This is a genomic window from Hoyosella rhizosphaerae, from assembly GCF_014643175.1.
In the GTDB taxonomy this organism is placed as follows: Bacteria; Actinomycetota; Actinomycetes; order Mycobacteriales; family Mycobacteriaceae; genus Lolliginicoccus; species Lolliginicoccus rhizosphaerae.
Window position 1 is genome coordinate 610,091 of the sequence record NZ_BMJH01000001.1, and the last position, 10,909, is coordinate 620,999.

The 10,909-nt window shown below is 58.1% G+C and carries 10 protein-coding genes and 1 pseudogene; 4 read left to right on the forward strand and 7 right to left on the reverse strand.

Features of this window, described 5'->3' with window-relative positions; translation table 11 throughout:
• Nucleotide 1: 1 nt before the first annotated feature.
• Nucleotides 2–700, reverse strand: coding sequence for a type 1 glutamine amidotransferase domain-containing protein (locus tag IEW73_RS02830; RefSeq protein WP_188670478.1), 699 nt, complete (start codon nt 698–700; stop codon nt 2–4).
• Nucleotides 701–927: 227 nt separating this feature from the next.
• Between IEW73_RS02830 and IEW73_RS02835 the strand changes: the two genes are divergently transcribed.
• On the forward strand, nt 928–2,748 hold the full coding sequence (locus IEW73_RS02835; RefSeq protein WP_188670480.1) for an SDR family NAD(P)-dependent oxidoreductase: 1,821 nt from the start codon (nt 928–930) through the stop codon (nt 2,746–2,748).
• Nucleotides 2,745–4,208, forward strand: a complete 1,464-nt coding sequence (locus IEW73_RS02840; RefSeq protein ID WP_188670482.1) for a flavin-containing monooxygenase — start codon at nt 2,745–2,747, stop codon at nt 4,206–4,208. The genes IEW73_RS02835 and IEW73_RS02840 overlap by 4 nt, the downstream gene beginning before the upstream one ends.
• A 6-nt stretch (nt 4,209–4,214) precedes the next feature.
• Here the strand turns inward: IEW73_RS02840 and IEW73_RS02845 are convergent, their stop codons facing one another.
• From IEW73_RS02845 to IEW73_RS02860, 4 genes and pseudogenes are all read right to left on the reverse strand, one after another.
• A complete protein-coding gene (locus IEW73_RS02845; RefSeq protein ID WP_188670484.1) occupies nt 4,215–4,541 on the reverse strand; it encodes an ArsR/SmtB family transcription factor in 327 nt (108 codons plus the stop codon).
• Nucleotides 4,528–4,980 carry an SRPBCC domain-containing protein gene (locus tag IEW73_RS02850; protein ID WP_188670486.1) on the reverse strand — a complete coding sequence of 151 codons (453 nt, stop codon included), beginning with the start codon at nt 4,978–4,980 and terminating at the stop codon, nt 4,528–4,530. Before IEW73_RS02850 ends, IEW73_RS02845 begins: the two co-directional genes overlap by 14 nt.
• Before the next feature lie 102 nt (nt 4,981–5,082).
• A pseudogene (locus tag IEW73_RS02855) lies at nt 5,083–5,508 on the reverse strand (ribonuclease H family protein); the annotation flags it as partial.
• 10 nt (nt 5,509–5,518) lie between these two features.
• On the reverse strand, nt 5,519–6,508 hold the full coding sequence (locus IEW73_RS02860) for an LLM class flavin-dependent oxidoreductase (RefSeq protein ID WP_268236253.1): 990 nt from the start codon (nt 6,506–6,508) through the stop codon (nt 5,519–5,521).
• 96 nt (nt 6,509–6,604) lie between these two features.
• Between IEW73_RS02860 and IEW73_RS02865 the strand changes: the two genes are divergently transcribed.
• Both IEW73_RS02865 and IEW73_RS02870 read left to right on the forward strand, forming a co-directional pair.
• Nucleotides 6,605–7,156, forward strand: coding sequence for a dihydrofolate reductase family protein (locus IEW73_RS02865; protein WP_188670489.1), 552 nt, complete (start codon nt 6,605–6,607; stop codon nt 7,154–7,156).
• A gap of 115 nt (nt 7,157–7,271) precedes the next feature.
• Nucleotides 7,272–7,790, forward strand: coding sequence for a C40 family peptidase (locus tag IEW73_RS02870; protein ID WP_188670491.1), 519 nt, complete (start codon nt 7,272–7,274; stop codon nt 7,788–7,790).
• Here IEW73_RS02870 and IEW73_RS02875 read toward each other — a convergent pair.
• Together IEW73_RS02875 and IEW73_RS02880 are read right to left on the reverse strand one after the other, a co-directional pair.
• Nucleotides 7,787–8,797, reverse strand: coding sequence for a C40 family peptidase (locus tag IEW73_RS02875; protein WP_188670493.1), 1,011 nt, complete (start codon nt 8,795–8,797; stop codon nt 7,787–7,789). The two genes, IEW73_RS02870 and IEW73_RS02875, sit on opposite strands and share 4 nt — an antisense overlap.
• On the reverse strand, nt 8,791–10,908 hold the full coding sequence (locus IEW73_RS02880) for a CapA family protein (protein WP_188670495.1): 2,118 nt from the start codon (nt 10,906–10,908) through the stop codon (nt 8,791–8,793). The genes IEW73_RS02875 and IEW73_RS02880 overlap by 7 nt, the downstream gene beginning before the upstream one ends.
• Between the last annotated feature and the right edge of the window lies 1 nt (nt 10,909).

A 10,909-nucleotide genomic window follows, 5' to 3' on the forward strand; every position in this document is an offset into this window, starting at 1 on the left:
GTCACTCCTGTAGTGCGTCAAGCATCTTTTGCGCTAGGGGTGCTGACGATGCCGGGTTTTGACCTGTGAAAAGGTTACGATCCGCTTCCACATGCGGTGCCCACGGGTCGCTTTCGCGAAAGTCTGCGCCAAGCGCGACGAGTCGGTCTTGCAGTAACCACGGCGCTTTGTCTGCGTGGCCTGCTTGCTCTTCTTCGGCGTTGGTGAAGCCTGTCATGCGGTATCCCGCGAATGGTGATGTGCCGTCCGGCCCAATTGTGGCGAGCAGTGCGGCTGGGGCGTGGCACACAATACCGAGCGGTTTACCTGAATTGAGTGCCGCGATGAGTAGTTCGCCGGAGTTGGGGTCCTTCGCTAGGTCCTCCATTGGTCCATGCCCACCGGGGTAGAAGACTGCCGCGTAGTCATTGAGGTGCACTTCATGGAGTGATATCGGGTTCTTCAACTCGGGGAAATCCTCGAGTGCTTGGAGTGTTTTGTCGACCCCCTCGTCGCCGCCATTGGCTTCAGCAGAGAGGCTCGCCTTGTCGACAGGAGGAATGACGCCGCCGGGGGTTGCTACGACAATGTCGAATCCAGCGTGGGTGAACGCCTCATATGGTGCGGTGGCTTCCTCGGCCCAGAACCCTGTGGGGTGCTGGGTGCCGTCTTTCAGTGTCCACTTGTCGGCGCCGGTCATTACAAAAAGAATTTTCGACATGTCTCCGACTGTACGGAAAATGTGCCTGGCCGTGTTGTGGGACTTCGCGGTTCTCATGTGCAGAGAAATGCAGCGCTATAGGGGCCTGTGGTGATGCATTTTTCTGCACATGCGGAGAGCGCGGCGAACCACACCCCCGCTATTGACTGATACACCCTGACCCAGTTACATTCATGAGACAGTGTGTATCAGATAGTCCATGCGGGATTACGTAAGGCGCTACCACCATGACTACCTACTTCGTTTCCGGCGCGGAAAGCTTGCTCGGCAGAAACCTCGTCACACAACTGCTGAACAACCCCCGATGTACGGCAGTTCATCTGTGTTGCCCGCCCGATTTGGTCAACCGCATGGAACGCGAGTGGACACAGGATTCCCGGGTCCACGCCATCACATGGGGATCCGGCGACACAGCGATAACCGGCGAAATAGAACACTTCGTCAACATCGGCTCAGCCCCCACACAGGAACTCCTCGACTTTGCCGTGAACCATCGCGCCCGATCGTTTCATCAGGTGTGGGTGACCCCTTCATCCGACTCTGAACTCCGACTCACGGCACCGGATGCTCGAACACAAATCGACGTACGGCAATACCGCACCTCGCTCATCCTCGGAGATGCTCAGACCGGCGAACCCGACGCAGCACGGGAAGTTCTCGCGATCGTTGCGCGACTTGCGCGGATGCCGCGCCTCACCCCTGTTGTTCTCCCACACCTCGGTTCAGCCAACATCATCACGGCAGACTTCGCCGCCGCAGCAATCAATGTGCTGATGCACCATCCCAACCCCACTGCTCGCATTGTTTCCATCGCGGCTGCCGAACCAACACCCATTGCGACGCTGGTCAACGCGTTCGGAAAAGTCGCCGGGGCACCCCACATCACCACGGCACCACAGATTCTGGGCCGTCCCGCCACTGCGCTCGCGCAGGCTGGGTTGAGAGTCACTGACTCCAGTTCAACGGTGCGCGCAACACGACGAGCGGTGCTGCGTGAGATCGGGCTGACGAAAGAGGTGTTGGCGCGGTGGCAATCACCCGCTCCGCCGCCGGACGAACGCACCGCTGCGGTTCTCAACACCAGTCACATCACGGTGCCGCCCGTGAGTGAGTACGCCAATCGCATGTATCGCTTTTGGGCAGCGAACATCGACCCCGACAGGCACGCAAGAACACGCCGCGCCAAGAAAATCACTGGACGCATCGTCGTAGTCACTGGTGCATCCTCTGGGGTGGGGCGCGAAACAGCCCTTCGGCTTGCCCGCGAAGGGGCCATCGTGGCACTTGTTGCCCGCCGCGCCGACCAGTTACACGCCGTCAACAACGAGATCGCCCAACAAGGCGGTACAGCGTTTGCTTACCCCTGCGACCTGTCGGACGCTGACGCAGTTGATTCTTTGATCAAGCAGATCCTCGCCGACCACGGAGCAGTGGACGTCCTCGTCAACAATGCTGGGCGGTCCATCCGTCGCGGAATTATGGACGCCACGGATCGGATGCACGACTTCGAACGGACCATGGCGCTGAACTACTTCGCGGCCGTGCGGTTGACGCTCGGATTCTTGCCGTCGATGCATGAGCGGCACAGCGGCCACATCGTCAACATCACCACCCAGGGCTTGCAAAATCACACACCACGATTCTCAGCCTACTTGGCGTCCAAAGCGGCGTTGGAAGAGTTCGGCGCCGTAGCGGGGAGTGAGTTGCTGTCACATGGCATCACGTTTAGCTCCGTCAAACTCCCCCTCGTACGCACAGATATGACGGCTCCGTCTGAGAAGTTCAATGCATTTGCAGGTCTTCCGATGATGAGCGTTAGGCGCGCAGCATCGATGGTGCATCGGGCCGTGGTGGACGCACCGGCTCACGTCACGGTGCTCATGCCGACGGGTGTGCCAGCAGAAGTCGGCGCACTCATCGCGCCCCGCATAACGAGAACACTGAGTCACCTTTTCGGTTATGAAGCAATGCCCGCCGCACACGGCACGGCCCGCGGTCTTCCTGCCATTGCCGCAGCAACTACGAGGCTCCTGTGGAGGCGGCTATGACACGTTCATTGAGAATCGCGATTGTCGGCGCTGGAATGTCCGGGCTCGCGATGGCCGCGAAACTTTTGCGTGCAGGTTTTAGCGACGTCGTCATCTACGAAAGCGCCGACGAAGTGGGTGGAACATGGCGCGACAACACATATCCCGGATTGAGCTGTGACGTGCCCGCACGGTTTTACTCGTATTCGTTTGCGCCGAATCCGAATTGGAGCGCCAACTTTGCCCCAGGTGACGAAATTCAGGCATATTTCGTAAAAACTACTTCGGACCTGGGATTACGACGTCTCATTCGGTTTGGCACCGAGATCGAATCGGCCACCTGGGATGGGCACCGCTACCACCTTCAAACCACGAAGGGCGAGCATGACTATGCCGACGTGCTGATCGCTGCGACCGGCGTTTTGCGGAAACCACAAATTCCGGACATTGAAGGAATCGCAGAGTTCTGCGGTGACGCGTTCCATTCGGCGCGGTGGGATCACTCAGTTAAGTTGCGCGGCAAGAAAATCGCCGTCATCGGCACCGGATCAACAGGCGCCCAAATAACCTCAGCTCTCGCCGGAGTCGCTGCGCCGCTGATGCTGTTTCAGCGCACCGCACAGTGGATACTTCCACTCCCACGGCTGCCCTACAGCCCCCTATCGAGAACCGCAATGCGGCTTGTGCCGCAGCTGAACCGCTCGAGCTACCACCTCTATCGTGAGCTGATGGAGCGCATCTTCGGGCGTGCTGCAGTAGAACCCGGGTGGCAGCGGTCAGCCGTGTCTGCTGTGTGTCGGCTGCACCTTCAACTCGCCATCCGCAACCCTGCTTTGCGCCAAAAGCTGACGCCGCCTGACGATCCAATGTGCAAACGGCTCATCATGTCTGCCTCGTTCTACCCATCGGTGGCCCGCAAAGACGTGCACCTGATCACCGAGGCAATAGAACGGGTGGAGCAACGCGGAATCCGCACCACCGACGGCGCATTGCACGAGTGCGATGTCATCGTCTTCGCCACCGGATTCGATGCGCGAGCATACCTACGACCAATGGATATCATCGGCGAGGACGGCCGGTCCCTGTCAGAAGCCTGGGCTCACGGTGTCCGCGGGTACCGCACCGTAGCAGTGCCTGGCTTCCCGAACTTCTTCACCCTCATCGGACCCCACAGTCCCATTGGCAATCATTCCCTCATCGCGATCGCCGAGACTCAAGCCGACTACATAGTCCAGTGGCTTGAAAGCATGCGCTCGGGCGTCGTGTCATCGTGCGCACCGTCGCAAGAAGCAACGGATGAGTTCAACTCCGCAATACGGGATGTCATGCCCTCCACCGTGTGGACCACGGGGTGCAACAGTTGGTACATCGGGCCAGACGGTGTGCCAGAAACGTGGCCCTGGACACCTGCTGTGCATCGACAAATGCTCGCAGCGCCTGTGCGGGCCCACTTCCACATAACGGACGGGGCCCGCGCGTGAGCGGCACTACTCGTCGGCAGCTTCGGCGAGTTGTTTGATGGTGTTGAGGCGACGGTCCCATGCGGACGCGATCTGTTGGAGGTCGTCGGCGAGCTGGGTGAGCGTCGCGCCGAGTGCCCTGTAACGGAGTTCGCGGCCGTGCTTTTCGGTTTCGGCTAGTCCGGCCTCGCGGAGGATGTCGAGGTGTTTGACGATCGCTTGTCGACTGATGGGGAATTCGCCAGCAAGCGCGGATGCCGACGCGGGTGCTTGCCCTAATCGGACCAGGAGGTTCCACCGCGTTTCGTCGCCGAGCGCTGAGCAGACGGTCGAGACTGCACTAGGCGTCGTCATCGTCGCTTCCGGTGAGGTAGATGCGGGCTGCGATGAGTTCTTCCTCCCACCCGTCTTTGTTGGATTTGATCCGTAGCTGGCGCTGTTCCTCGGACATGCGCAATGAGGCGAACCCGCTTTCGATGACCCTGAGGGTGACGCCCCCTTGTGGTGATTCCTCGATCCAGAATTCGACCAAGGTGGAGTCGTCTAGGCGTGTTGTGTCGGTGTGCCAGCGAAATGCGGCGTAGCGCGGTTTGTCGAGCTCTACGGTGGTGAGCTTGAATTTGCCGTGGACGGGGTCGTGCACAATGTGCACTTCTCCCCTGGTTTCGATGGTGTGGTCGATGATCGTGCCGTCGTTGATGAACCATCCGGGTATGGAGATGAGGTCCCATACGCGCTCTGCTGAGGCGTTGATGGTGATATGGCGTTCGATGCGGTCAAGGTCTGTTTTCATGGCGTTCTCCTCAGTAGGTGCAACTTAATGGTTGCACCTACTGAGCGATAGTGCAACCCCTAGGTTGCAGAAAGTGGCCGGAAGATTTTAGGCCCGAACACCCGCCGCTTCACGTGCCGCTTTGCCCGCCAACGAATCAGCGATCTCATTGTGATGATTGCCGGTATGCCCCCGCACCCACACAAAAGTCACCGGGCCCTGCCGTTCACTAATTGCCCGGTCGATCGCCTGAATCAACGCCAAGTTCTTCACAGGACTCCCCGACGCAGTAACCCAGCCTTTTCTCTTCCATGCAGGCAACCACAACGAGGCGCACTTAATCGCGTACTGCGAATCCGACTCAATAACCAGAGGCTCAACGCCCGGATGCGCCACGATTGCTTCATAAAGCGCAGTGAGCTCAGCGATCTGGTTGGTACCCGAACGCGCACCACCGGACGCACTCGAACCATCGTGATTCACCCACGCCCAACCAATCGCACCACCGGGGTTTTTCAAACAGGAACCATCTGTGCTCACCGTATTCACGGCACAGACCTTACAGCCCACAAACCTCCGCAACGGTCTCCACAGACCCGAGCCACGCATCCCGGTCAAGCGCCGCAGACAAGATAATCAGCTCATCGGCCATCGCCAACTCCGCAAATTCCTCCAAGTAGTCACGCACATCTGCACCGGTACCTACTGCCGAATACTGAGCCATGTGACGAACCTGATCACCGGCGGGCGAATCCATCAACAGGTCAATCTCATCCGGAGTGAACCGGCGTCCCTTGCCGAAGAACCGCGCTGCCCGATACTTCAACGCATCAGCAAAAAAGTGTTCGGCGTCCCGCGACGAATCAGCAGCGACGACGTTGACCCCCGCCATCACGTGCGGTTTCTCGCACTGTTCCGATGGACGAAACTCCTTGCGATACAGCGCCACTGCACTGGTCAGCGCATCCGGAGCGAAGTGTGACGCAAACGCATATGGCAAACCCAGTTGGGCTGCAAGCCGAGCGCCGAACAGCGACGACCCCAAAATGTACAGCGGAACATGTGTGCCTTTTCCAGGCACCGCCCGCACACCTGGCACAGCGGACTCCCCCGACAGGTACCCGCGCAACTCGACAACGTCGTGGGGGAAACGGTCCGCCGACGTGGGATCCCGTCGCAACGCCCTCAATGTGTTCTGATCCGTCCCTGGCGCACGACCCAGACCAAGATCAATCCGACCCGGAAAAAGTGTCTCCAAGGTACCGAACTGCTCGGCAATGACCAGCGGTGAATGGTTCGGCAACATCACCCCGCCCGCGCCCACACGAATTGTTGACGTATTCGCAGCTATGTGTCCGATCAACACACTTGTCGCAGAAGAGGCAATCGACCCCATGTTGTGGTGCTCCGCATACCAAAGCCGGTGGAAACCCCACTTTTCCGCATGCTGGGCCAACGTCACCGACGCAGCGAAACTATCCGCAACCGACTCATCAGAGCCAATCATTGCAAGATCAAGAATAGAAATATCCACCTCAGGCACAACCACGCACCGGCACTGGTCATTCCCGCACGCGGCGAACGATCAAACACTCGATTGTTCGAACGCCGATGAAAAGTGCCAGCGCGGGAGGTCTAATGAGCCATGAGGAAACTAATCTATTCGTTCGGCGTCTCCGTGGACGGTTATATCAACGACCGCGACGGCAACATCGACTGGACGACACCCGACGACGACTTACACCAGCACCACAACGATAGGTTCCGCGAAATCGAGCTGTCACTACACGGCCGTCGGCTCTACGAACTGATGGCGGAGTACTGGCCGCACGTGCCTGACGATGCGCCGCCCATCGAGCGAGACTTCGCCAGGCTCTGGCTTGAGACGCCAAAAGTCGTCTTCTCTCGGACCCTCACCGAAGTCCACTTCAATAGCACACTCGTCAGCGAGAACGCGGTCGACGAGGTTCGTCGAATTAAAGCCGAAGGCGACGGCGTCATCGAAGTCGGTGGTGCAGACCTCGCCGCGTCACTGATTCCCCACGGACTCATCGACGAATACCACCTCTTCATCTCGCCTATGGTGCTCGGCGGTGGCACACCACTCTTCCCACCACTCGACAAGCGCATTCCGCTCGAACTCGCCGAGACCCGGCAGTTCAGCACCGCCATAATGCTGCGCTACGTCGCGGTGTGAGACGACTGAAATCCGCCGGGTAACACTTCGATAACGCACACTCCTTTTCGTCCCCTTAAATGATCTTCGTGATGCAATCAGCAGGAGTGGTTTGGATCACAAATAAGGGGTTGGCATGACCGCAAGTAAAGACACAGGCCTCGACCGCACTATCTCCCGCCGCACTCTTTTCAAAGGCCTCGCCGGATCCGTCGCCGCTGTGGGTATTGGCGGGGCGGTGCTTAATGCCGGCTCAGCCATCGCTAGACCACCGACATTGGGACAACAGTTCATTCGACACGTGTCTACACGCCAAGGTTCGCCGTACGTCTTTGGGGCAACAGGGCCGCGCACATTCGACTGCTCAGGGCTAGTCCAGTGGGCATGGAATCAAATGGGAATCTCCGTACCCCGCACAGCCCACAACCAGTGGAAATCATCAATGCCACTCACGTTTGACCAGCTTAAGGCTGGTGATTCTATCTACTTCATTAACTCTGAAGGAGTCGCAAGACACACTCTGGTGTGGGCTGGAGATGGTACCGGGAATATCTGGCAAGCATCAAACGCATACGCCGCGTGCGCGTGCGTGATGTACGGCCCAATGCCCTTCACTCGCCAGCGAATCGAGTACGGACGACTCATCAACTATTAGAATCGGCGCGCTATCTCGAAGCCCTTGGCGTAGTGGCCATCACCATTGAGGATTGAAGCGCCGTTGATATCCGAAATCGTTGGCCCGTTCACAGTTCCACGACTCGAAATGAACCGGTGATCGCCCTCCGAATCGATGCCGAGGTAAATTCCTGCGTGGTGGATTCTGTCCTCGCCATCGGCGTCGAAGAAGACTAAGTCGCCCGGTCTTAGGTCGTCAATTCTGTCCCGCGCTTCCTTGGTGGTGCTAGCGATGAGCACGCCAGGACCGCGCTTTGCGATGTCATCAGCTACGCGAGGTATCGCATCCCCGTTGCCGGACGCTCGAGTAAGTTCCATGCCCATGCGATATCCGTACACAAGTCGAATGTAGCCCGAGCAATCAACGCTGCCTGCTTGCGACGGAGTGTGGGCATGGAAGGTGCCGTCGGGAAACGTCCAGTCGAGTCCTAGGTAGTCGTGAAAATCTGCGCCGATGGATCGGAAGCCATCTCCGCGCAGGGGTCCGAATTTGGCAGCGCCGCGGTACCGAAGTCCGTCGTCATCATAAAAGTCCGTTGTGCCTGCCGTGTACTGAAATGCAACCTCCAGCACGTCCGGAATAGTCCAGTCGATGCTGGCCCGCATCCATTCATCAAACCATGGCAGCGTGGCTGAATCTTGTTGCCATGGCTCGGGCAACAGCCGTACCCACGCGGTCGTCCGAACGGTGAGCTTGGGCGCTACGCGGTCCGTGAACTCTCGCTCAGGCCCGGTGATTACAACGGTTCGCGCGCCATCCGTAAATCGAGCACGAGTTTTGCCGATTGGGTCGAGTGCAACGGACCCCTTGGAGTCAAGGTTGCGGATGATCTTTTCGATCTCAACTGAGTCGTGCTGCTGTTCCACATTCCTGCTCGTACTTTGGATCGTCGCTGTCGCCCACAGCACACAAATCGAAAGGATTATGACAGCAATCACCAATGTCCATCCCCACGCGGAAGTGTTCTTTTGCGCTGGAGTCACCATTCGTATTCCCACGCATTCGTCAACGGAAGAGACTCGCGCTGCACAGTGATATTCGCGGTATCGATCGCGCGAACCGCGTCCCACCTCTTTGTTGGCTCAGCCGCAAAATCAGACCATTGGATAAGTTTCACATTGTCTACTCGCAGTTGCCGGATTGCCTGGTTCCGTCCAGGTGGCGTGAGCCGAAGAAACGGCTGGACGGCATAGGTGCCGTGGGGCACAGTGACGTCCAACATGATCGTTTCGCACGAATCTCGCCTAGGCGACGGCGGAATTTCAATCGACTCCTCCGCGAAGCTACCTCCGACGGAATCGCTGTACCAACGAACTTCGGCAACCCCCCCAGACAGGGCTGATCTCACGTCGAGGGCGAGGGTCAGTTCGGTACCTGGAGTGACTGGGATGCGATGGTCAATAGTAGCGATTGCGTCCTCGGTACTGAGACCACCACGCGCAAATGCGAGACCATGCTCGTCTTGGTCTCGTGGGAAGCCCTCCCGCGAACATTGGGCATTTCGGTTCCTTACAACGTGCTCACCAAGAGTCCAACGAGCGACATCGTTCTTGTTGCCCACCAACTGATGTTCAAACGAACCGGTTCCTAGAAGAAGATCATGACCAAATTGCACGATTCCAGCGGTCACTTCTCTAACTGAGACCCCAGGTTCTAGGGACCTTAATTCACCAGCTCTTAGCGAAACTTCGTCGAACCTAACTTCACCGGCGCTCTCGTTGGGAACCAACGCTGGTCCAGGTGCGGACATGTTGCCACCACCGGCTGCCGCAAGCGCGGTTCTCGATATTGCCGTCGCAAGATCGCCGACTGCCGGAACTGGAACGAAACGCTGTACAAGCAGCGGGTCCGCTGAGGCATTAAGAACCTTGCCGGACGCAATATCAGCGCGCACAAGGTACGACGGAGCGGTGTCCCACAGAGTTTGATCAAAGATTAAGTTCCCGGTTGTTTCCGCAACCAACGCATGATGCTCCATGCGCAGTGCGCCAACGACGTGCGGATGACTGTTGATGACTGCTGTCGCGCCAAGATCAACCGCCATCGATGTCAAGTCTTGGACGAAAGGGGTTTGCTCAGCGACGTACTCATCTCCGCCGTGAATCATTACCACAACAGTGTCAGAGAGTGTGTTTGCCTCTTCCACGGCTTGTTTAAGACGGTCTGACGTACATGCGGCAGCACCGCCATTATCAGCCCCTGCTACGTAAGGAATCTCATGCTCGTTGCCGAGAATTGATGTGCAACCAACGAAAGCGACGTTGCGCCCATCATCCAATGTTATGAGCAACGGAGCCCACGCCTCTTCTTCATTGCGTCCGCCACCGAAATGAGCAATACCTGCCTCATCGAGGGCGTCAAGCGTGGATTGAACTCCATGTTCGAGAGCGTCATAGATGTGATTGTTGCCCAGTGCGACGACATTGATGCCTGCATCTTTCATTGCCTGCGCGGCAGCCGTCGAGCTTGCGAATGCAAACTCCTTGTCCGCGTGTAGGAGGCCTGCGGCGTCACCGTCGAGTGAGCGCAAAAAGTCTTCGGGCGCCAGCAGCGGCGTTTCTAGATTGACGACCGTAAGATCTGAATCCTTCAGCAACGGTTCGATCTCGCTCATCACAGCGTGATGCTGTTCAACTGACGTTGCGTCTGAAATCAGCGGCTTGGAGCCGTCATCCGTTTGATGGAAACGACGTCCAAACATTACGTCGCCTCCGAAACGAATGCTGATTGCACCCTCCGACACTGGCGTGAGATTGACACTGATGGGTTGTCCAGGCGCTGCTGCCACGACTCGCGGCACGTAACCGTCGGCCTGGAATTCGAGGAGTTTCGGCTCGCGGGATGGAAGTACGAATGCGCCGTCAGCGGCGGTCGATGCCTCGCGGCCATCACCAGCGTCGGAGATGATTTTCACACTACCGTTGGTTACCGCCGTGCCATCGATGCTGTGAACCTGGCCGACCAACGCAATCTGCCCCTGCGCGTTCTCTGGCAAAGGGACAGCCTTCGACGACACAAAGGTCAACGCCACCAACGACAGTACGCAAACGCTGACAACGCCTTGCTTTATTCGAAGTGCTTTCACAGAATGTCTCACT